At 39.9% G+C, this 23,164-nt stretch carries 19 protein-coding genes; 13 read left to right on the top strand and 6 right to left on the bottom strand.

Annotated features, from left to right (window positions below; translation table 11 throughout):
• Window positions 1-15: 15 nt before the first annotated feature.
• On the top strand, window positions 16-3,372 hold the full coding sequence (locus tag L2567_RS09765) for a VCBS repeat-containing protein (RefSeq protein WP_235297575.1): 3,357 nt from the start codon (window positions 16-18) through the stop codon (window positions 3,370-3,372).
• Here L2567_RS09765 and L2567_RS09770 read toward each other — a convergent pair.
• Window positions 3,353-3,553 (bottom strand): dodecin family protein, encoded by a 201-nt coding sequence (locus L2567_RS09770; RefSeq protein WP_235297576.1) that lies wholly within the window; start codon window positions 3,551-3,553, stop codon window positions 3,353-3,355. The two genes, L2567_RS09765 and L2567_RS09770, sit on opposite strands and share 20 nt — an antisense overlap.
• A 125-nt stretch (window positions 3,554-3,678) precedes the next feature.
• Window positions 3,679-4,689 carry a tetratricopeptide repeat protein gene (locus L2567_RS09775; protein ID WP_235297577.1) on the bottom strand — a complete coding sequence of 337 codons (1,011 nt, stop codon included), beginning with the start codon at window positions 4,687-4,689 and terminating at the stop codon, window positions 3,679-3,681.
• A 132-nt stretch (window positions 4,690-4,821) separates the two neighbouring features.
• Here L2567_RS09775 and L2567_RS09780 point away from each other — a divergent pair, with 132 nt between their 5' ends.
• Entirely contained in the window at window positions 4,822-5,952 is a 1,131-nt protein-coding gene (locus tag L2567_RS09780) for a glucosaminidase domain-containing protein (RefSeq protein ID WP_235297578.1), read from the top strand.
• Window positions 5,942-6,664 (top strand): hypothetical protein, encoded by a 723-nt coding sequence (locus tag L2567_RS09785; protein WP_235297579.1) that lies wholly within the window; start codon window positions 5,942-5,944, stop codon window positions 6,662-6,664. The genes L2567_RS09780 and L2567_RS09785 overlap by 11 nt, the downstream gene beginning before the upstream one ends.
• 4 nt (window positions 6,665-6,668) lie before the next feature.
• On the opposite strand, the gene L2567_RS09790 is transcribed toward L2567_RS09785, so the two are convergent.
• Window positions 6,669-7,217, bottom strand: a complete 549-nt coding sequence (locus L2567_RS09790) for a DinB family protein (RefSeq protein ID WP_235297580.1) — start codon at window positions 7,215-7,217, stop codon at window positions 6,669-6,671.
• A gap of 86 nt (window positions 7,218-7,303) precedes the next feature.
• Here L2567_RS09790 and L2567_RS09795 point away from each other — a divergent pair, with 86 nt between their 5' ends.
• Both L2567_RS09795 and L2567_RS09800 read left to right on the top strand, forming a co-directional pair.
• Window positions 7,304-8,752, top strand: a complete 1,449-nt coding sequence (locus tag L2567_RS09795) for a sensor histidine kinase (protein ID WP_235297581.1) — start codon at window positions 7,304-7,306, stop codon at window positions 8,750-8,752.
• 53 nt (window positions 8,753-8,805) lie between these two features.
• Window positions 8,806-9,504 (top strand): response regulator transcription factor, encoded by a 699-nt coding sequence (locus tag L2567_RS09800; protein WP_235297582.1) that lies wholly within the window; start codon window positions 8,806-8,808, stop codon window positions 9,502-9,504.
• Between the two features lie 2 nt (window positions 9,505-9,506).
• On the opposite strand, the gene L2567_RS09805 is transcribed toward L2567_RS09800, so the two are convergent.
• Window positions 9,507-11,315: a carboxypeptidase regulatory-like domain-containing protein gene (locus tag L2567_RS09805; protein ID WP_235297583.1), complete on the bottom strand. Its 1,809-nt coding sequence runs from the start codon at window positions 11,313-11,315 to the stop codon at window positions 9,507-9,509.
• Between the two features lie 84 nt (window positions 11,316-11,399).
• Here L2567_RS09805 and L2567_RS09810 point away from each other — a divergent pair, with 84 nt between their 5' ends.
• From L2567_RS09810 to yidD, 3 genes are read left to right on the top strand one after another with little or no spacing between them, the layout of a single operon-like run.
• The gene (locus L2567_RS09810) at window positions 11,400-11,984 is read left to right on the top strand and encodes an RNA polymerase sigma factor (protein ID WP_235297584.1); all 585 of its coding nucleotides are present in this window, start codon (window positions 11,400-11,402) and stop codon (window positions 11,982-11,984) included.
• Window positions 11,962-13,005, top strand: a complete 1,044-nt coding sequence (locus L2567_RS09815) for a hypothetical protein (protein ID WP_235297585.1) — start codon at window positions 11,962-11,964, stop codon at window positions 13,003-13,005. Before L2567_RS09810 ends, L2567_RS09815 begins: the two co-directional genes overlap by 23 nt.
• Window positions 13,005-13,250, top strand: coding sequence for a membrane protein insertion efficiency factor YidD (gene yidD / locus L2567_RS09820; RefSeq protein ID WP_235297586.1), 246 nt, complete (start codon window positions 13,005-13,007; stop codon window positions 13,248-13,250). The genes L2567_RS09815 and yidD overlap by 1 nt, the downstream gene beginning before the upstream one ends.
• Before the next feature lie 126 nt (window positions 13,251-13,376).
• Here the strand turns inward: yidD and L2567_RS09825 are convergent, their stop codons facing one another.
• Entirely contained in the window at window positions 13,377-14,057 is a 681-nt protein-coding gene (locus tag L2567_RS09825; RefSeq protein ID WP_235297587.1) for a protein-L-isoaspartate(D-aspartate) O-methyltransferase, read from the bottom strand.
• A gap of 170 nt (window positions 14,058-14,227) precedes the next feature.
• Between L2567_RS09825 and L2567_RS09830 the strand changes: the two genes are divergently transcribed.
• The 5 genes from L2567_RS09830 to L2567_RS09850 all read left to right on the top strand — a co-directional run bounded on the left by L2567_RS09830 (window position 14,228) and on the right by L2567_RS09850 (window position 18,527).
• Window positions 14,228-15,106, top strand: coding sequence for a phosphohexomutase domain-containing protein (locus L2567_RS09830; RefSeq protein ID WP_235297588.1), 879 nt, complete (start codon window positions 14,228-14,230; stop codon window positions 15,104-15,106).
• 57 nt (window positions 15,107-15,163) lie between these two features.
• Window positions 15,164-16,783, top strand: a complete 1,620-nt coding sequence (locus L2567_RS09835) for a S41 family peptidase (RefSeq protein ID WP_235297589.1) — start codon at window positions 15,164-15,166, stop codon at window positions 16,781-16,783.
• 54 nt (window positions 16,784-16,837) lie between these two features.
• Window positions 16,838-17,515 (top strand): tRNA (adenosine(37)-N6)-threonylcarbamoyltransferase complex dimerization subunit type 1 TsaB, encoded by a 678-nt coding sequence (tsaB, locus tag L2567_RS09840; RefSeq protein WP_235297590.1) that lies wholly within the window; start codon window positions 16,838-16,840, stop codon window positions 17,513-17,515.
• 155 nt (window positions 17,516-17,670) lie between these two features.
• Entirely contained in the window at window positions 17,671-18,009 is a 339-nt protein-coding gene (locus L2567_RS09845) for an ArsR/SmtB family transcription factor (protein WP_235297591.1), read from the top strand.
• A gap of 212 nt (window positions 18,010-18,221) precedes the next feature.
• Window positions 18,222-18,527, top strand: coding sequence for an ArsR/SmtB family transcription factor (locus tag L2567_RS09850; protein WP_235297592.1), 306 nt, complete (start codon window positions 18,222-18,224; stop codon window positions 18,525-18,527).
• A gap of 136 nt (window positions 18,528-18,663) precedes the next feature.
• Here the strand turns inward: L2567_RS09850 and L2567_RS09855 are convergent, their stop codons facing one another.
• Window positions 18,664-22,911 (bottom strand): LamG-like jellyroll fold domain-containing protein, encoded by a 4,248-nt coding sequence (locus tag L2567_RS09855; RefSeq protein ID WP_235297593.1) that lies wholly within the window; start codon window positions 22,909-22,911, stop codon window positions 18,664-18,666.
• Window positions 22,912-23,164: the final 253 nt, after the last annotated feature.

The following is a 23,164-nucleotide window of genomic DNA, read 5'->3' on the forward strand; positions in this document are numbered from 1 at the left end:
TTCTATTTTAACAGTATGAACAAAAGCCATTGTATCCTATATTTTCTGATCTCTTTTTTTTATGCCAATGGTCACCTGTGGGGATTCCAAACCAGCAACCAGCCCTTATTTGAACTGATTCCTCCCGATCTGACCAATGTTGACTTCAATAATATACTCGAAGATACCGAGGAACACAACATTATGATTTATTCCAACTATTATGGTGGAGCAGGTGTAGGAATAGGCGATATCAACAATGATGGATTACCAGACCTTTATTTTGCTGGAAACCTGGTGCCTGACCAATTATATCTGAATCGAGGAAATCTGGAATTTGAAAACATCACCACCTCGGCAGGTATCCTTGACAATGGAGGTTGGTCATCTGGAGTGATTATGGCTGACGTCAATCAAGATGGTTGGCTGGACATTTATGTTACCAGAGAGCTTTACGACGACCAACCTGAATTAAGAAGGAATAAATTATACATCAATAATCAAGACAATACCTTCACGGAACAGGCAGCAGTATACAACATAGACAATGATGAAAGAACAAGACATGCGACTTTCCTCGACTATGATAAAGATGGCGATTTAGACCTTTTTCTACTCAACCAGCCACCGAATCCAGGGGATTACTCTAAGTTTTACAAAACGGAACTGATTTTACCGGAATACAAGGCCGTCCTTTACCAAAATGAGGGTTCAAACTTTACAGATGTGACGGAGGAGGCCGGATTAGGTCGTACGGGATTTCCCAATAGTGTAACTGCAAGTGACATCAACGGTGATGGTTGGACGGATTTATTTGTGGCCAATGATTTCTGGGTAGGGGATTGGTATTATATCAACAATGGTGACGGTACTTTTACGGATCATGTTTTAGAAAAGTTGCCTCATACTTCATTCAGTAGCATGGGTGTGGATGCCGCCGACATCAATAACGACGGTAGATTAGATATAGGAGTAGTGGATATGGTAGCGGAAGACAACTATCGACAAAAGGCCAATATGAGCGGCATGAATCCGGCAGCTTTCTGGAAAGTCGTGAACGATGGCGGCCATTATCAGTATATGTTTAATATGCTTCACCTCAATAAGGGAAGTGGGCACCTGGCTGATATTGCTCAACTTGCGGGCATCGCCAGCACAGATTGGAGTTGGTCTATTCTAATGGCAGACTGGGACAACGATGGCTGGAAAGATATTCATATTACTAATGGTTTAATGAGGGACATCAGAAATAAGGATGCATCTAAGACCTTACCCGATTTTCTCGAAGCAGCCTTGCATGAATTCATTCAAAAAAACCCCAATCCAGAAAACGTAGGCATTTGGGATATTGTCGACATTAATGAAGCACTTTCTTTAGTTCCTTCCGAAAAACTTCACAATTACGCGTTTCGCAATAATGGCGATTTAACATTCACAAAAATGATCGATGAGTGGGGCTTTGATCAAAAAACTTTCTCAAATGGCTCTGCTTATGCCGATCTGGATAATGATGGCGATTTAGACCTGGTGGTCAATAATATCAATGATCCCGCTTCAATTTACCGAAATACTGCGTCCGATAGAAAGCTGGCCAATTTTCTGAGGATTGTTCCAGTTGCAGATCGTGAAAATGTCGTCATTGATGGTGTAAAAGTAAAAGTGAAATGGAAAGGAAATGAGCAGTTTCAGGAAATTACAGGTGTTCGTGGTATGTATTCGACCAGTGAGAAAATAGCGCATTTCGGCCTCGGAGAATTGGATATGGTGGAAGAGGTAAAAGTGATCTGGCCGGATTCGAAAGTCAATGTTTATTCACAGGTCAAAGCGAATCAAAGGATCAAAGCATTTTATAGTAATGCTATCAATAATAATAGTAATGCTATCGTAGACGATACAAAGATTTTCAACCCGGTAAACGAAGGCCACTTGATCAATCACATCCATCAAGAGAATCCATATGATGATTATAAGACTCAGGTTTTGCTTCCCCATAAAATGTCATCTTTTGGGCCGCTTCTTTCCGCTGGCGATGTCAATGGTGATGGGGCCATGGATCTTTTCATAGGAGGTTCAGCCACTAAGAAAGCCAGTCTCTATTTACAAAGTGGCGCAGGTGAATATATACTAAGTCACCAAAAAGCCATCGAGCAGGATTCTATGCACGAAGACATCGGGTCGGTCTTTTTTGATGCAGATGGAGACGGTGATATGGACCTTTACGTGGTTAGCGGTGGAAACGAGTTTATGCCTGGTACAAAAAGGTATAGGGACAGGTTTTATCGGAATAACGGTAAGGGCAATTTTGAGGCAGCTCCATCAGCAATCCCTGATCTCAAGATAAGCGGATCTAAAGTACTTGCTGAAGATTTCGATAAGGACGGAGACATTGACTTATTTGTGGCCGGAAGGCATCAACCGTTCTCTTATCCTGAACCGGTTAGCTCATCTCTGCTTTTAAATGACGGTGAAGGAAAGTTTAGCGATTCAACTCAAGAGCTTGCTCCTGGTTTAATTAATCTGGGAATGGTAAATGACGCGAAGTGGAGCGATCAGAATGGGGATGGCTGGAAGGATTTGATCTTGGTAGGTGAATGGATGCCAGTCACTGTATTCTATAACGAAAAGGGACAATTATCCAAAGCTGATCTTCCTGCCTTGGACCAAACTGCCGGTTGGTGGTTTAGTGTGGAAACAGAAGATATGGATGGAGATGGAGATGAAGATATTATTGCTGGAAATCTGGGATTAAACTATAAGTACAAGGCCACCCAGGAGGAACCTTTTGGGGTTTATTACTATGATTTTGATGACAATAACAAAAAGGATATTGTTTTAACCTATTATAATTTTGGGATTGAATATCCTTTGAGAGGACGCCAATGCTCTTCGGAACAAGTCCCAGAAATCAAAAAGAAGTTTGAGACATATGACTTATTTGCATCGTCCGATGTTGCTGAAATCTATGGTGAAAACAAGTTGGAAAATGCACTGAGCTACGAAGCCGAAACCTTTGCCAGTATGTATTTTGAGAATCTTGGAAATGGAGGGTACAGTACACATCCCTTACCGGTGGAGGCACAGATTTCTTCTATCAATGACTTTATCATTCATGACTTTAACAGAGACGGCCATCCTGATATTCTGCTAGCTGGGAATCTTTACGATGCCGAGGTGGAGACTGCCAGAAATGATGCCGGTCATGGATTGCTTTTACTCGGAGACGGAAAAGGTCAATTCTCACCTGTAGACCAAACAGAAAGTGGCTTCTTCATTCCTGCTGATGTAAAAAGTATGAAATTGGTTGAGGTCAAAGGTCACCAATACGTTCTGATGGGGTGTAATCATGGACCACTAAAGACCTTCCATTTAAATACTACCCAACTTCAAAAGTAATCTTGACATTGCATCTGAACTTTTCGACTTTGCCATCTTTTACCGTAACACTTTGTGATTGCACGAATGTAGATCGAATTTTTTTCACAGATTTAGAAGCTTTTTTAACTGCATTTTGAGTTGCATCTTCCCAACCTTTACTAGATTCCGCAAGTACTTCGATCACTTTTAAAATTGCCATAGCTTTTTTTATTTAAAGGAAGCAATTATCGTACCTTTCTAATTATAAGGCACTTATATATAGTACTTTTATTTGATATCTACTAAATGATGGAGTGGGCGATGGTCATCCCCAAGGATTTATAATTACAGGGTCTCCAGTTCCTGCAACGCAATTCTAGCCTTTTCAAAATCATTATTGAGCCTGAGGGACTGCTTCAGATCTACCTCTGCACCACTTTTGTCTCCACCAAACATTTTGGTAATGCCTCGATAGTAATAGCCCAGATAGTTTTGAGGATCAATCTTTACCAATATATTAAAATGCTCAAAGGCCTGATCGAGAGAATCCTGATCCAAATACAAAATACCTGTATTTAAGTAGGCATCCGTGTATTGCGGATCTCTGCTATTGATCTCTTTGTAAATGGAAATCGCTTCAGGTATCCTGTTCGAGTTCTGCAGATAAAATGCTTTTGCATGATAGGCCTGTAGATTTTCAGGATCTAATCTGATGGCATTGTCATAATACCGCTCTGCGATCTTATAGTCTTTATCCGCAAATAAATCACCAAGGATGATCCAGGCGTCTATGATCTCAGGATCCAACTCTACAGCCGTTTGAAAACTGTTGATCGCTCGCTCTTTGTCATCCTGAGCGCGATAGATCATGCCAAGCATAAAGAAGGCTTCTGCATTCTGCTTATCCTGATTCATAATCTTCTGGACAGTAAAAAATGATCCATCATATTGCTTGAGAATCAATTGGAGTTCTGCAAGCTTTAATAGCGTAGGTATTCTGTTTGGAAACTTTTCAGCTGCTTTTTCCATGACATCGAGCGCTTCGCCGGACTTGTAGTAATCCAGATAAGCATCTGAAAGCAAATGATAATATACTGCTTTCGTAGAATCAATAGAAAGGGCTTTATTTAGGTCATCGATAGCAGGGTCATACAGTTCACGATCCACCAACATCTTTGCCCTTTCATAATATCCATCTGCGTTTTCGGGATCATCCGAGATGATTTGGGAAAGTCCTGTCAACACCGGATCATCAGATTGGAATTGAACTTGAGGTTCAGCGCTTTTTTCTTCAGAATGACCTCCACAAGATTGTAAAAACCAAGCTATTACTAAAAGGAATATATAATACCGCATCATTCTCTCGTTCTAATTGCGAAGATTATCAATTTTCCTTCAATAACGCTCACACTTAGCCCAAAATTTCGGAACAGTTTTTGTCATATTACAGAAATGTATAATATGAAGACTATAAAAATGAATTCGCTTATGAGCAAATCAATTGTAATACTGTTGACTTTAACATTGACCTATAACCTGAAAGCCAATGATAACAAAACCGGAACCAGAGCCTATGTTGATGCCTTCGTAGAAATTGCTGTATCAGAAATGAAACGGACGGGTATCCCAGCCAGTATTAAGCTTGCGCAGGCCATTCTCGAATCTAATTCTGGAAAGAGTGAAATGGCAATGATGGCCAATAATCACTTTGGTATAAAGTGTGGCAACGACTGGCGCGGAGCTTCCTATTATAAAATAGATGACGACAGAAACCATAGAGGACAGTTGATAGAATCTTGCTTTCGTGTTTTTAAGGATGCAGAAGAATCCTTCATTGAGCACAGCAACTTTCTTCAAAATAGAGGAAAGGCTTCACGATATGATTTCTTGTTTGAATATGATTCTAAGGACTATGTCAAATGGGCTCGTGGTCTGAAAAAAGCGGGTTATGCAACTGACCCGCACTACGCACAAAAATTAATTAACCTAATCGAAAAATATGAATTACATCGTTATGACCGTTTGGGTCATTCTGGCCGTGACCACATTGCTACTGAACCTACAGATCAAAACGTGCATCAACAAGAAGACAAAAACACAAAAATAAAACCGTCCGCTAAAGAAGAAGCTGTTGCTGGTCCGACATCGATTAAAATGCCTAGGCATAAGGTCGTTAATGAATCCAAAATGATCGTTACACAAGGTGGGGAAACCCTGAATGACATATCCAACGCATCGGGAATTCCGCTGCAATCCCTGGTCGAATTTAATGATGGAACAATAGCACCTTATGCATCATTGGCACCGAAAACTTCAGTGTTTCTCGAGAAAAAACGCCTTAGTCTCAAAGGAAAAAAGAAATTTCATCAGGTCAGAAAGGATGAAACGATGGCAGAAATAGCCCAACACTACGGCATTGATCTAGAATCCCTATACATCAGGAACAGAATCCCATTTGGCTCAGAGGTCGAAACAGGAGAAAAAGTACAACTCAAAGGCCTGATGCGAACCGGCTCCAAGCCAAAGTTATCCAAGAAAGGACAGGCCGGACTCGTAAAAAAGTCTAGATTTGTTGAAGAAACTGTTGAATATATATTTAGTCCGAAAAATGGTAATTAAATTTCAAGCATTCGTTTTTGCTGTCCTGATAAGCTTTCCGATTTTTGGGCAGAGCACCGTTTACGGAATCAAAGGTGGGCCGCTTATTGGCATTCAGAACTGGAACAACAGCCAAAGAGGGCCCTTGCTTTCAGGTCATGTTATTGTTTCAGCTGAAACATGGTCGGAAGAAGATCTGAACTCTTTATTTGCACAGTTAGGTTATCACAACCGGGGGAGTTCTATCAGACAACTTTTCATCAATCCCAATACTGGATTTAATCCACAATCCAGAGCCTTCGTTTTTAGCAACGTTGGACTAACTGTAGGAGCAAAAAGGAGAATTAGGGCTGGAACATGGAGTCCTTTCTATTCTGTCGGAATAAGAGGGGAGTATACCATTAGAACCAATCTGGATGAATTTCAGGATGATAATTTTACCGCACCGACAGCATATCCCTTAAATGAATTTGTCGAGCCATGGAATTATGGCTTGTATGCTGGCGGAGGTACGGAATTAAGACTTACCGAATATATAGGAGCTGTCTTTGAGCTTTCGGTCAACCCCGATCTGAGTCGTCAGTATTTTCAGCCACCCTTGAATAATGTGAGCATTTACAATCCGTGGACCGGCCAAACCATCACCAGTCTGCGCGAACGTACGATTCGAAATGTGACTTTGGAGTTCACGGTAGGCTTGAGATTTTTAAGGAAAGTAGTCTATATAGATTAGTTTCTCAAATTTCCTGTGTTGCAGGTAATCGCTGATACATTTGCTTTCGATGCCTTTTAAAATGCTGGTTTAGAAAATCCAACATTCCCTCCAGGGATAATCTCAGACCATTGGGATGTTTATAAACTTCTTTTTCAATATATTTTTCAGGAACTTCATTTAGAAACTGGCGAAGATCTTTGCGGATCGCCTTCCATAACTTTTCAGATTCCTGCAAACTGCCATTGGCATTAAACTCGCCCTCACGCACAGGTGCCGGCGCCTTGAACTTAAAAGGAGAAGCCAATGACCAGGTAATGAGACGAGCATTGAACCATGATCGTAGGTTTTTATTTTTCAACTTTGGATCAAAAGACAGCTTCTTCCTGCAATATGCAAGAGATAATTTTTCTGAAAGTGTCATGTGGTTCAACAGTTGGATGGGCGACCAAACCCCTTCTTCCGGACTTTTATTGAGTTGCTCATTATTGAATTTCGCCAGGTTAGCGAAAAGCTCCTCTAAAGCCTCGTCCATTTTGTCCAGTTTTGAAATTAATTTCTTTCTATAATCCATAAATTTTTAAGAAAATTTAAACATCCAAGTTAAAAGCATTTAAAAAGATAATCTAATGTCCTGTTTTTTTGTTACTTACGCAGTTTATGGGTAGAAAATCTATAGTTGCCATTATTACTTTGATGAGTGCCGCGCTCATCGGAATCATCATGATACAACTTTACTGGATCCAGGAATCGGTAGACAGAAATACAGAATCCTTTAACAGTAGGGTTTATCTGATATTGGGCAATGTACAGGAAAAAATCCAAAGTAAATCTACCGGTCCGAAAGAAGCTTATGAGTATTTTAAAAAGAGCAATCAAAACGAGCTCAAGAGTCCATTGACAAAAGAAATAGACAGCCTGTTCTCAGAGTATAGCTTATCAGAATACAGCCTGTACGACAGACAGCGACTCCGATTTGAACTGCGGGCCAACCATTCCAGCATCCGACCTTCCGTTTTACTTGAAAGCATTGATCCACAAGAGTTACAAAAGATTATAGAGGAGGAAATGGCTGATCAGGACATTGATGCGCCCTATGACTTCGGAGTCTTTTCTAGTGAACTCAAGGATTTTATCATTGTCAATGGTGTTTATACTGCTACAATCGGAGAGACGGAAAACATGAGTACGGTAGATACCGAAATGAACAAGAGTTTGTATACCTCACCCTATCAAATTCAACTTTTTGCTTCAGAATTTGACAAACCCGGCTATTTAAAGATCTCCTTTTTAAACAGAACACGTTGGCTTTGGTCTTCGGTCATGCCTTCACTGATCAGCTCCATTGTTTTCACAGGCTTGATACTGTTCTGCTTCAGTTATACAATTTATGTTATCTTACGTCAGAAGAAGGTTTCCGAGATGAAAACGGATTTCATCAACAATATGACACACGAATTTAAAACACCGATCGCTACCATATCATTGGCCGCTGATTCCATTAACAGCCCATCTATTTCATCTAATCCGGACAAGGTGAAAAGGTTTTCGAACATCATTAAGGAGGAAAACAACAGAATGCTTAGCCAGGTGGAGAAGGTACTTCAGATGGCGGTTCTGGATAAGCGCGACTTTAGTTTGAATCTCACTGAAGTAGACATTCACAGCATCATTTTACAGGCTGCAGAGCATGCCAGGCTTCAATTAGAGTCTAAAAACGGGATTATTACCACGGAATTAGAGGCAGAAGTGTCAAAAATCAAAGGTGACGAGACGCATATAAGTAATATTATTCATAACTTGTTGGACAATGCGATTAAGTATACACCTGAAAGTCCGAAAATTAACATAAGTACGTCTAATAAATCCAATGGAATCGTTATCAACGTATCTGATAATGGGATCGGAATGACAAACGATGCCAGGAAGCAGATATTTGATAAATTTTATAGAGTGCATACTGGGAACATACACGATGTAAAAGGATTTGGATTAGGGCTGAGTTATGTTAAAGCAATAGTCACGGCACACAATGGACGCATTGAAGTACAGAGTGAATTAGGCAAGGGTTCCAAATTTATTGTTTATTTACCTTACGAAAACAGGTGACTATTTGGTTTTCATTCGTCATACTAACATAAAAGAACAAAACAATTCGAAAAATGAACGCAAAAATACTACTCGTAGAAGATGACCAAAATTTCGGGGATGTATTGAGATCTTACCTTGAAATGAATGATTATGAAGTCAATCTTGCCACAGATGGTGAGAAAGGTTTTCAGGAATTTAATAAATCTGACTACGATCTATGCATTTTGGATGTCATGATGCCCAAGAAGGATGGCTTTACGCTGGCAAAAGACATTAGAGAAAAAGACAAGGAAACTCCCATCATATTTCTCACCGCAAAGACTTTAAAAGAGGATGTTTTAGAAGGATTTAAAATCGGAGCAGACGATTATATTTCCAAGCCTTTTAATTCAGAAGAACTGCTTTACAGAGTGCAGGCGATCCTAAAGCGAAGTGCCAAGGCAGAAGAAGCTGAGGATGAGACCAAAGAATTTACGCTAGGTAAATATCATTTTAACTACCCTCTGAGAATTCTCACATTTGACGGCAAAGAAAAAGAAAAGCTGTCTCCAAAAGAGGCTCACCTTTTAAGGCTTTTCTGTATTTATAAAAATGATGTATTGCCAAGGTCTATTGCCTTGACTAAAATTTGGGGTGAAGACAATTACTTCACAGCGAGATCCATGGACGTTTTTGTTACGAAACTTAGAAAATACCTCAGTAAGGACGATTCGCTCGAAATCGTTAATATTCACGGAAACGGATTCAGGTTGCTGGAAGGAGAAGAGTAGGTTTATACCCTACCGCTTTTAATGACCTTAATGCTGTATATCTTTTCATCAGTAAAGAAATTCACAACATACATTCCGTCGACATAACTTGACAGATCAATGCTCAATTCTGATTGATTACTGATCTGCTCCGAATGGACGATCATACCACTATTGGTGGTGAGACTTATTTTCGTCACTCCTCTCGGAATTTTCATCTGGACTCTATCCACTGTAGGATTAGGAAAAACTTCGATTTGGGCAAAAATAGGGTCATTGTCCTCTTGCCTTGTACAATGACCTGGATCTGTATAGTTTTTGACCAGTCTGATTAATAGCTCATTGAGTTTTTCCACTTCGAAATCTGATACTACAGGTTCTAAATGAGGGTTTCCAATGCCGCTATCATCTGTCAGGAATACGTATGTTCCGTTGGTCATGATGGCCATAAATTTCATGAGGTATTCAGTCTGTCTGTTAATGCCACTGGCTGTGATAGGTATAATCTTGATGCCCATAGCAGAAGCAAATTCAATTTGAGATTGCAGATCTGCCAAAACCTCCTCATCATGATGTGGTGGAGCGTCTAAAACCAAAAACACTATGCGTGCGATCGCGTCATGACTCCATTCCTGCATTAAAGCTTCTTCCAAGCCTTCATTCACTGCTTCAGGATAATCGCCTCCTCCACCTGCCGATTGCATTTGGATAAAGTCAAGGGTCCTTTTGGTTTTTGAAGTCAATGGAGACTGCATGGTCAGATATGCATCTGAATGATCCCGATAAAAAACAGAACCCCACTCAAATTGAACGTTAGATCTCATGGCTTCCACCTGATCTATAACATCCTTTAATTCTGATTTAAGAAATTCAATTTCGTCACCCATAGAACCGGTGGCATCCACCACAAACATAACCTCCGCCTTTAATGGTGCGGCACATTCTTCCACCAATTTTACCGGATTGACCAACTTTCCACCACGAAGCACTTTTGAAATTTCTTTATGCTGTTCCCTGGAATCTACCTCTATGGTCAAGTCTTTCATATCTTCCTCAGCCCACAATTCAGCTTTTCCTGCGTTATCGGTTTTGGAGGTCCATACAATCTGATCTTCCGATTTTAGAGTTACCACACAATCCGGAACGGGCAATTCAAATTGATTGGTAACAAAAACGGAAACGCGCTCTTTTTTTGACAGGCCCCAATATTCAGCCATTTCCTGATAATCCTTTTCTTCTATTAATTCATTCCACGCTTCCCAATTATTTAGATCATTCCATTCTCCTGCGGTCAATTGGCCAGCACTGATTTCCATTTCTTTTCGATCATCGCTTATTCCCGAGTAATCAACTTCCTCGACCCATTTGGAGACAGATGCATCCATTTTTGCTTCTACGATCCCTTTGTCACTGTGTTCGAATTCACCAGCCATGACAGGTGCTGCTGCAAGCATTTCTTTTGGTTCTATGCCTCTCTTGAAAAGTATATCACTGGAACTTCTTTCACGCTTTATAGCCAAGGTTTCATCATAAGGTATAGTTTTCAAGATGATTTTCATTTCGCGCGATTGAATCTCTATCGTTATCTGCTTGTACTTGGGGTGTGATACTGTCAATGATGGAGTGTTAACTGGGACCAACATCTCGAATATTCCTAGTGAATCTGTCTGTGTTCCTTTTTTAGTACCAGTAATGAAAACATCCGCACCGGGAACAGGCTCTCCTGATTCATTATATATTGCACCAAGAACTTTCCTGGACTCGAATGAATTGATAAACTGAGTAGTAAATGTAAGGCAAAAGAGTGTAGAGATTAATAGTACTGTTTTCATCTGGATATAAAATTTTTTATTAATTGAGGACTTTTTACCTTAGATGCACGTTTGCTTCTCATTACATAATCTTTAACGAAATTTTTGCGCGATTCTACTAAAAATATTGATCTACAGGAGGATTTGTCTGCCATCTCTAAGTATCGAAAGAGTCAGAATCAAAGAGATTTATTGCTGTTTTTCAACAAATACAAAGGATTGGTTTTCGGGGTTTGCATGAAGTATCTGAAAGATGTTGAAGCCAGTAAAGATGCTATAATGGACATCTATGAGAAACTGGTGGATAAACTTTTAAAACACGAAGTAAGCTATCCCAAGTCTTGGTTATATACATTGACCAAAAACCATTGTTACGAAATATTGAGAAATAATCGTAGGGTCATGGAAAAAGAAAATGAGGCTGCACTTATGTATTCTGAGGAAGTTTTTCATCCTAATTATGAAAATGGAAAAGAAGAGGAATTGAACATGTTAGAAAATTGCGTTGAAAAGCTAGAGAAGGAACAGCAAATGGCCGTCCGTCTATTTTATTTGGAAAAGAAAACATACCAAGAAGTGACGGAAATGATGAAGATTACATGGAGTAAAACCAGATCGCTCATCCAGAATGGCCGTAGGAACTTAAAAAACTGTATGGAAAAAAAGTATGCATCAGTCAGAGAAAAATAGATTGTTTGAAAAATATCTGAAAGGTGATCTCACTTTGGAGGAAAGGCACTTACTGGAAAAGTATGCCCTGGACGATGATTTCATATACGATGCGATGGAAGGTGTCTCTCTAGATGAAAAAAGAAGTCGCAAAGCCGTTGATCAAATCGGTTACATGCTTGAAAAACGCAAACAATCCAGGAAGCAAACGGTGATGATCTGGCTTTCATTAGCTGCTGGTGTCGCTGTATTGATTCTGGCTTTAATAGGTTTGCCCGATTCTTCACAAGAAGCGATAGCAGATGTGGTTCAAGTAGAAGAAACATCAACTCCTAAGCTCGAAGGCGTTCCTCTAGAAGAATCGGATCAAATTGCGGCAGCTAGCGTGAAGGAAACCGGCAAAATAGAAGAAGAAATGAGCCAAGCCGATGCCATCAAGAGTGAAAAACCAGTGGAGGCAGAGGCCAGGATAGAGCTTGCGCAAGAGTCGGAAACCGAATTGGAGCGACAAGAAGCAATTGAAGTTAAATCATTCAAAAAGGAGTTAATAGCTGTCGAGGAATTAGAGGATATTGAAATTGTGCCCACCTTGTCTGAAAGTAGGCCCACAATTTCTGCCGAACCGAAGAGGGATACAGAAAACGAACTGGCCGGTATGGCATTGGATCAGGAAGCAAGTGATGCAGTCACTATGGGGTCAGAGCAAGATCAATTTATGAGGAATTCCAACGGCTTTGCCCGAATGAGGGAAATGATCGCATCCGTACCCTCCGCAAAAACCAGATTGTTTGTAGAGGTGGAGAATGATGAGGCTACTACTTTATTGTTGAGCACCTATCTTCAAGATGCGATGGATTTTGATTTTAAGGGAGATTTCGTCGCTGAATTTGAAGTCCTGGAAAAAGACAAAACAGATAGTATTCGAGTGGCTCAATCCGTCGACCCACAAATCGATGAAAAAATCAGGAAGTTGATAGAAGGCTTTGGAAATTGGGAGCATTTTGGGAACAAGAAGGTGCTTATTCGGTTTAATGATCAGTAATGAAGCGAGTACAAAATTTTTTCAAGCGATTGTTTATACTGCCGGTTCGGTTTTATCAAGTAGCCATTTCACCCATTTTGGGCCCCTCCTGCCGCTATGATCCGACGTGTTCTCATTATATGATCGGCGCCATCAAGGAATGGGGTGTCTTTAAAGGTTTGTGGTTGGGAATCAAGCGTATTGCCAGTTGTCATCCATGGGGTGGTCACGGCTATGATCCGGTGCCGAAGAAGGAGAAAAAGTAGTAGTTGAAAGGAAAGGTGGAAGTGGAGCATATAATTGTGATCGATTAACAGGAGACACTTCTATAAGTAGATGAATATTAAGCTAATATCAGTACCGATGATGTAACAACGAATGATTATTCAGAATCAATTGATCCCTTTTAAAAATGGAACAAATCTGAAGTCTCCAAAATTCTCTGTTTTTACTTCATCTTCTGAGACTTTGGTAATTCGAAGCATTTTCTGAATATCGTCCCCAACTGGTATCACTAGGACACCATCCACTTTCAACTGCTGAATCAGCGCATCCGGAACATAGCTTGCACCCGCAGTCACTAAGATCTTATCAAACGGTGCAAAACGCTGCGATCCCATGTAGCCATCACCCAACAACAACCTGATGTTTCCATATCCGATTCGCGGTAGGAATTGATTGGTGATCTGATACAGTTTCTGCTGTCTTTCTATGGAATATACCTTCGCACCCATGTGAGCAAGTACACATGCCTGATAACCTGATCCTGTACCAATCTCTAAAACCTTGTCCCCTTTTTCAATATTCAGCAGACTGGTTTGAAAGGCCACCGTATAGGGCTGTGAAATCGTTTGGTTAGATTCAATGGGAAAAGGCACATCCTTGTAAGCCCATTCTTCGAAAGCCTTATCCAGAAAAAAATGCCTCGGGATATCAGCTATGGCTGCGAGTGCAGCTTTGTCTGTGATGCCTTTCTTTCGCAATTCACCTACCAACTTCATTCGCATTCCTTTATGACGGTAAGAATCTTCGAGGGTCTTTCGCTTTCGTTTCGATGTATAAGCAGCATTCATGATGGCAATATATTAAGAATTATTATAATATGATTAATAAAATGGACAGCTTTTGAACTATATAAGTTACGAAATTTTCAGATGTCAAGGAAATCAGTCAGAAAAATTTGGGCGTATACATTGTTATACAGACATTTAGTACTCCATAAATGCGTAAAGTATAAGCATCAATGAATTTACCGAAATTTAATCAGGACAGCTGGGTAGGAAGGATTGCTGACGATTTTACTACAACTACCGTCGCTATTGTGTCTAAAGCTGTTGGCCTCTGGATGCTTCAAGAAGGACTAAAATCCGTTATGATCGGCTTTGATACCAGATTTGGAGGATCAATGTTTGCACAAAAAGCTGCCGCTCAATTTGCAACGATGGGCTTGAACGTCACGCTCACAGACAAAGTCATTACCAGCCCCATCTTAGTTCTGAATATGGTGAAACACGAAGTGGATATAGGAATCATGTTCACCGCCTCCAATCTTCCGGCAGAGTACAATGGAATGAAGATGAAAGGAATTTCCTCACAGAAATCCATGGACCTCATCAATTCCTACATTGATCATGACGAAAATAATGCTTCCCAAACAAAATTTTCCGACACTGATATTCAAATTATGGACATGGAAGAGGCCTATCTTCAATATATTCGAGCGGCAATCGACCTGGATTTACTCGTAAAGTCTGAAAAAATACTGGCTTTCGATGCCATGTATGGTGCTACTCAATTTGCTTTTGAAAAATTATTGCCGGGATCCATGAAGTTGCGATGTGACTTTAATCCTATGTTTGATCATGTGGTACCCCATCCAAATCCTGAATCTCTTTCCGTTCTTTCAAATGTGGTGAAGGGCGTGGATTTTGCACTGGGAGGTTTTGGGGTCAATAGTGATGGTGAAATTTTAGCCATGTGTGATGAAAATGGCCAATTTTTTAATCCATATGACTTCTTAAGTGAGGAAGAAAATATACCTTGGAGAGATGCGCTTTTTATTTCGCTAAAAATCGCTGAAAAAGTCATCCAAAGTGGCCGAAAGCTTAGTGAGTTAATCTAGCAATTATTCGAGATCTCTTGCGTTATAAATAGTAATGATTATCAATAAGTCTGAATTATGAAGAAACTTACCATCATCGTTATCAGTGCCGTACTACTTATCGGAGCTTCGGCTTTTACCTGGAATGACCGATATTTTGAAATTCTAAAAAACATGGAGATTTACTCCAATGTGTATAAGGAGCTCAATGCCAATTACGTAGATGATATCGATCCGGGAGAACTGATGAAAATCGGCATCGATGCCATGACCAACTCACTTGATCCTTATACCAATTATATTTCAGAAGCAAGAGTGGAGAACTTTCGTTTAGCCACCGATGGTAAGTACGATGGTATAGGTGCTGTCATACGTGAAGTGGATGGTGAGGTGACTATTGTCGATGCTTTCGAAGAAAGTCCTGCATTGAAGTCAGGTATGAAGATCGGTGATGTTATTACTGCTATTAATGGATTACAAACTAAAGGCAAAAACAGCGATGATGTATTGACCCTATTCCGAGGGGTGCCCGGTACAAAATTAGAAATGACTGTAGATCGACCAGGAGTCAGAGACGGTATTAAAATACAGTTGACCAGGGAAGAAGTGAATATTCCCAATGTTCCTCATTCAGGTATGGTTTCCGATCAAGTAGCCTATGTTTCATTGACTACATTTACCGCCAATGCAGGTGAAAATATCCGAAAAAACCTCAATAAGCTTAAAAAGGAAAATCCAAAAATGAATGCGGTGATCCTGGACCTGCGCAATAATGGTGGTGGCTTATTGCGGGAGGCCATCAATGTTTCTAATCTATTCGTACCTCAGGGACTACCCGTTGTCAGTACGAAAGGCAAAGTAGCAGAAAGAGATAAAACATATTCGACCACTAAAAATGCGTGGGATACCGAAATACCATTGGCAGTGATGATTAACAAGTCGTCAGCTTCCGCATCGGAAATTGTATCCGGTGTGATCCAGGACTATGACCGAGGGGTGTTAATTGGTCAACGGTCCTTTGGAAAAGGACTCGTTCAGAACACAACTGAGGTAGGTTATAATTCACGACTCAAGTTGACCACATCTAAATATTATATACCCAGCAACAGATGCATTCAAAGTGTAGCCTATGAAGATGGTGAGCCGGTGGACATTCCGGATGAAAAACGTTCCAAGTTCAAGACCAGAAATGGCAGGGAGGTTTTAGATGGAGGTGGTGTCGCACCTGATGTCAAGTTAATGCCAAAGAAAGTCAGTGATTTTGGACAGGCATTACTGGATCAATACATTATTTTCAAGTATGTCAATAATTATGTCAACACTCGAGACAGCATAACAGGACCCATCGAATTTCAGTTTACGGACTACGATGATTTCGTAAAATTTGCAGAAACTCAGAATTTCGTTTTTGAATCCAAGGGTGAAAATTTGCTTAAACAACTGGAGGAATCAGTGGATAAAAATGATGTTGACCTTGAAGTAGAAGTCAATGCGCTGTCCAATAAAATGAAATCATTCTATGATAATAGTTTCGAGAATTACGAAAAGGAGATCATTGAGCTGATAGAAGAAGAAATAGTTGGACGTTACTTCTTCGAAGAAGGAAAAGTACAGAGAAGGTTAAACAAGGATCAGGAGGTTCAGGAAGCCATTAAGCTCCTGGGCGATCCACAAAAGTATGCAGAGATTTTAAACTGATTGTGGGTTGCATTGCTATGAAGATAGAGTCAGATGTTTTAGGTAAATGAGTGCATGGCGTATATTTTAAGTTTAGAAAGTTCTTCCAGGGTCTGCTCTGTTGCGTTAAGCAATAAGGATCAGCTTATCTATCTCAAGGAGAGCTCGGAGCCCTTCTCTCATACGAGAAAAATCACGCTGTTTATACAGGAATGTTTGCAAGAATCCGGAATCTCTGTAAATCAATTAGAGGCCATAGCGGTGAGCCATGGACCTGGTTCTTATACCGGCCTGAGGGTATCTGCTGCTACTGCAAAAGGCTTATGCTACGGCTTGCAAATTCCGCTGATTGCTGTTGATACATTAAAGGCTATTGCCTGGAAGGCTCGGGAAGAAGAGGACGCAGAAATATATATTCCTATGATTGATGCAAGACGCATGGAAGTGTACACGGCTGTTTATGATCAAAAATTGGAGAAAATCAAGCCTACTCACAATCTAATCCTTGAAAAAGAGGTGATGGATGAATTTACTAAGAAGCTCGTGGTGCTTTGTGGTACTGGAGTTGAAAAGGCAAGATCTATTTTTGAGAATAAATCCATGATTTTAATGCCTTTTGAGTTGTCTGCGAATTATATTTTCAATTTGGCATACCAACAATTTACCGAACAAAATTTTGAAAATATCGCTTCATATTCCCCAAATTATTTTAAAGCACCGCGTATCACCACATCCAAAAAGCCGTTGTTCTAGACGACTGAAACCTTTATTAAATCTTTTTTGTTCATATAATAATGCTCTATTCCAGTTGTTTACATATAATTAAAATGTTTAATGGTAATTGATGGCACAGTTTTAGTTTAAGTGTAATATGTAATTATCCGTGAACATTTTAAAATATTATTTATATGAGAAATAAGAAGAACGAAACTGTTACACTTAAGCAAGGCGACAAAGAAATTCAGCTGGATTATGCTGACCTCAGAAAAGCTGTGCTAGTATTAAGAGCTGTTAACCACAAACTTAGACAGCGTATCATTGATCTGCTTGAAGATTCAGATACGATGACGGTAACCGATATCTACATCAAATTGCGGTTAGAACAATCGGTAGCATCCCAACATTTAGCGATTTTAAGAAGAGCTGGTGTCGTCATTACTGAGAGACAAGGAAAGTTCATTTACTATTCGTTAGATAGAAATAGACTTGCACAAATATCTCAGTTAGTAGAGGATTTAGCGGGTTAGAATCATACTTTACAACAGTCAACCTAAGCCTTTGACCAAGAGAATTTTACAAAAGAACATTTTAGAGAACTACACGCTCACAGACTAAGATTTCACGGATTTTTTTATCAGCGTATTATAAATTATAATTTTTTATAATATTTATTTTGATATGAGAATTTTAATGTTCATATTTGTCTCAAGGTCGATTAAGAAATACTACAATTATAATAATGAGAAAGACTAAGGTTACTTTTGACAATGAGAAGTTGCATGTCTCATGCGAACTTATGCGTGCACTTGCACATCCTTTACGATTAAAAATTTTAGAGTTTATTGACAAGAATGATTGTATTCATGTCAATAAGATTTACAACACTCTGAAATTAGAACAATCGATAACTTCACAACATTTGAGAATCCTGCGATTAGCTGGAGTAGTGGATGCCAATAGGGATGGGAAATATATCCATTACAGCATCAATTACGATATCGTTGAGCGGGCTAAACGAGCAGTAAGTAGATACTTGGGAAAATAAAACATCTACAATTCGAAAAATTACAACAAAGAAATAAGTGTGTGTCGCGATCTAAAAACCAGATTGCGACTTTTTTTTGCCCCATCACGAAGTTGTCAGATCAATTTAAAACCTATCAATAAACTCTAGCTCAGCTCTAATTTCGAATGAAAAGCTGCTGTCTTCTTGCCGTTGTTTCTTCTACTACCACCAGAAACATACCACTGTGCAAACCGGCGATGTCTAACCTCCCGTTTTCTATATTGCTTCTTTCCAGGACTTTCTTACCCGTCATATCAAAGATCATCGCTTTTGCTCCATTCAATTTCAAATCTCGCAAATGAATCACATCTGAATTGGCCGGATTGGGATAAACAAATTGATCTTCAGCCAGACCATTGACACGTATGCGATCGATTTTTGAGTAATCTTGTTCACCATCTGCATAGGTCATTTTTACCCTGTAGTAATTCATTCCGCTTAAAGGGTTTTTATCCAAATAGTGAAAAGCCAACTGTCCTCTTTTATTGTCAATGGCTTTAATGGTTTCGAACCTTATGCCATCACCGCTTCTCTGCAATTCAGTTCTAATGAAATGATCTTCAGGATGTAAAAACCATTGGACGTCAACTTCACCGGGTTTAAGAGCGGCCAATATAAAGTAGATATCTGAGATGGCTAAAGCAGCCTGAGATTCATTATAGGAAACCAAGAACTTCCCTTCCATGTCCTGAGCTTCATCCACCTCAAAAACCACCTGATTTGAATTTTCCGGATCATAGTCCATGGCATAGGCCCGCGTGTTATTGTCCCAGTCCGGATCCGCATCGAAGCCCACCTGATGCAACTTGAAAGAATCTTTCCTCACCTCAGCAGCTTCAAGCGACTCAAAAGCACTGGATATGGTCATTGTGCCGTTGATTGCAAAATTCTCCTCTGAAAAATGATTCACAATGTAGAGATAGTCAGAGCTGTGGGTACTAGTGGCTCCGCTCACATTTCTTTGAATTTTATAAATCCCAAGGTCACTATTACAAGATATCCCGGATTCAATATTCAAGTCGACATCCACCAGATTAAAATGATGCATGCCAAAATTTTCAATCTTCTTCACCTCTGAAGTTCCTGCACCAATAGGTGCCATTGAGGCCTCAAATACGGGATTTGAAAAGAAACTGGCATGTCTGCTACCCACTATATCTGAGATTTTATCCCCTTGTTTATTGAATTGAAAGTAATGCAACAAATCAGGATGATTACCTTCTGACTTTACCAGATTCATCTGCTCCCTTATTTCTGCGGTAGTAAGGTATCTGCCAAAAATGGCCGTTTCATCAAAACAACCATTGAAGTAGTAACTAATCGAATTGGCATCTTTACCTAACAAAACCTCCTTGTCAAAATTAACTGCTGCAAAGCTGCCTTCAAACCTCCTTTCAATTCCATCCACATAAACGCTAATTTTGTTGGGACTAACACTCATGGCAATATGAGTCCATTTATCTTTTGGAATAAATAATCCGGTTTCTATTCCCTGGCCTACCTTATTCCACATAAATTTTACTTCGCCAGTTGAGAGTATAGACAGTCCTGTATTGTTGGAAAACCGTTGCATTGTGATGAGACCGGCATTGTTTTTTGTAATGCCTGTTCTTTTCACCCAAGTACTGAAAGTGATTTCATTTGTTTCAATTCCTAAGGGAGGAATAATCAGAAAATTTCCACTACTGGTCTTGACAGCACTCCCCGGCAATGATTCTACTTCACACACATCAAGAACGGAGACAAAATTCGTCTCCGTATGACTGCTTTTGGACTCGTTTTCGGTAATTTCTAAAGTGACACTATGCCCACCTAATCCCTTAAATTTAACCACTGGGTTTTCCTCGTAAGAAATTGAAGGTGTACCATTTTCGAAAGTCCATTTGAAGGACACGTGGTCTCCAAATCCAGTAGAATTATTCGAAAAGAAAAATGCGTCGTTCTCACAGAGTGCTTCAGTTTGATTCACCTGAAAAGCTACATTTTTCACTACCTTTTCATAAAGATCTGAAGCATATACTCCGCGATGCGTTGCATTGATAATCTTATCCTCCTGATAAAGAATGACCAAGCCTGTTGAATAGGTTATTGCAGGCAAACCTGTTCGAAATTCTACCCACTGTCCTGTTGATTCACTTTTATAGAAAACCGATCTTCTCGTTCCAACATATACTCCACCGAGGGTGCCATGCTGATGTACTATATTGGTAATCATTTCACCATTGAGTCCTGAATCACTGTAGTTCTGCCATGTTGCACCTCCATCTGTAGTTTTAAAAACTTGTTGACCATTGATTAAAGCATTGCTGCTAGTTTGTGGTGTTCTAGCCAACCATAGTTCATTTTCATCCGAAGCACTTACTGCAATATCCCAGGCTATCCACAACTTGTCATTTTGAAAAACAGAAGCCGCAGGTGAGACATCTTCCCAGTTCTGCCCCCCATCTGTGGTTTTAAATAATTTTTTATGGCTACTGTAATCAGGGAGATAGACTGCATAAATGTAACCTGGATTAGAAGGCGCAACTTCGATTCGAGTAACCTTACCACTTCCAAAATTTCTCAAAAGTGTAAAGTTGGATCCGTTGTCTTCTGTTTTATAGATACTTCCTCCCGAACCAAGAAAGAAAGTATTCCCATTGGTAGGGTGAAAGGCGTATTCACTCGATTCTCCTGTTTTATAGGAAGCATTGGGTTTGATGGTCAATGACTTTATGGTAGGTGTAGAAGATGCGCTACCAGGTAATGTCACCATACCGATGTCGCTGTATGTGATTCGGTTATTTTGAGGATTCACCTGCCCATGTGTATTGTCTCCGCTGTAAATAGAAAGCCAGCCATCGTAAGTGTTATTTTCTTTAACGAGTGTACCATTATGGTAGGTACCTCCTATGAGGACTTCACCGGCTTTCGCCCCTGCTCCAAATCCCCGAAAATCAGTCGCCACTATGCCCTTCATCCTTTTCAAAAAGGTGTTTCCGTTGTCGTTGGACATAAAGATTCCTCCATCTGATGCAACCCAAATCTCATTTCCGTAGATACGAATATCCTGTATGTCAGCATGTACATATTGATCACCGGCTTTACTAAAAATATAATCGGCATGATTATAAAAAGAAGATCCTCCATCCACGGATTTCCATATATTAATACCGCCGGCATAGATTTCGTCAGCATTTGTGGAGGAAACAGCCAATGCTACATCATAGTAATACTGACCACCGCTTACTTCCCCACTGGCCTGCCATGCCATGATGTTCTTGTTTGTAGAAGAGGCTGCACCACCTGGACCTATACCACAACATTTAAAGGTCCAGCTTAAACCTGCATCATCTGAAACATAAATGCCATATAAGCCCGAACCACCATTGGCCACGCCTGTTGCCAAAGCCACTACCCTATCGGGCATCGCGGGGGAAACAGCTATTTCTGTGCGCAGTTGCTCCTGACCACTTGTTACCTCAGGATAACCGTTGGTAATTCGTGTAAAACTGGTCCCTGCGTTTTCTGATCGGTAAAAAGAAGTGCCATTCCCTTCCTGCGCAATAGCATAGACCACATCAGGATCAGTAGGGTGTACTTCTATTTCCTGAAAATTCCCTGATAGTACTTGGTTCCAATCACTCCCTGAATCATCGGAGATATAGAGACCGTGATTAGTTGCTGCGTATAGAAGAGAGCCACTGGATACGATATCCAACGTTTGATGGTACTTACTTTGAAATGTAGAATTTCCTGTTTTGTACCATGATTGTCCACCATCGAAACTTTGATATATATACCCATTACCCCCGAAATAAATGGTATTTCCTACGATTTCGACTGCCTTAACTTCAGTAACCAATAAGTCATTGGTTAACGGAATCCAGGAATGACCATTATCCTGAGATTTCCAAACACCAGCAGTTGCGGTTCCTGCAACTAGGAATTCATCTTTTTCGACAGTATATACATGTGCTAATCCCGGTGTAGATCCAACTGCTGCAGAACTTAAATCAATATCAAAAGGACCAATAGCATCCCATGAAGCTGAGCCATTTCTATAAGAAACACTTTTAGCTTCATAGGAGGACTGTTGGGCCCTTAGTTGTTGAAGGTTAGACAGGTCAAAAGCTTCTCTGGACTTTCCTCGGATAAATCGCTTGTAATCTTGTGTGTATTTATTCTTCTCAAATTCATGATGCTTATAATATTCATCATATGCCTTTGTCACAGCCTCTACTGTTGCCCCTTCAGCATACATTATTCTTGCCCATTGCGGAGTTTGGGCTTCTGTAAGCATATTATTGACAAATAAAAAACATACAAAAAGGACACACTTCTTCCAGGAGACCATAGGTCTCTTCACACAGAAATTACTCATTGAAATATGGTTAACTAAAAATTTAGGCCTTCTGGCCGATACTAGTTAAGCGTAATAAAATTTTAAAAACCTGTCGATCTTTCATTCGATCAACACTCAGCGTACTGTGATCTTCACCCTGATTAGGATGTTTTAGGAATTAAGGTTGTTGTCACTAATTAAAAGACACCATTTTTTCATTTACACCCATAGAACACTAAAAAAAATTTGAAGTAATCCCCTACTTGTTATCTGATTCAACGTTTTTATTAGG

Origin of the sequence: Portibacter marinus, from assembly GCF_021533195.1 — a bacterium.
In the GTDB taxonomy this organism is placed as follows: domain Bacteria; phylum Bacteroidota; class Bacteroidia; order Chitinophagales; family Saprospiraceae; genus Portibacter; species Portibacter marinus.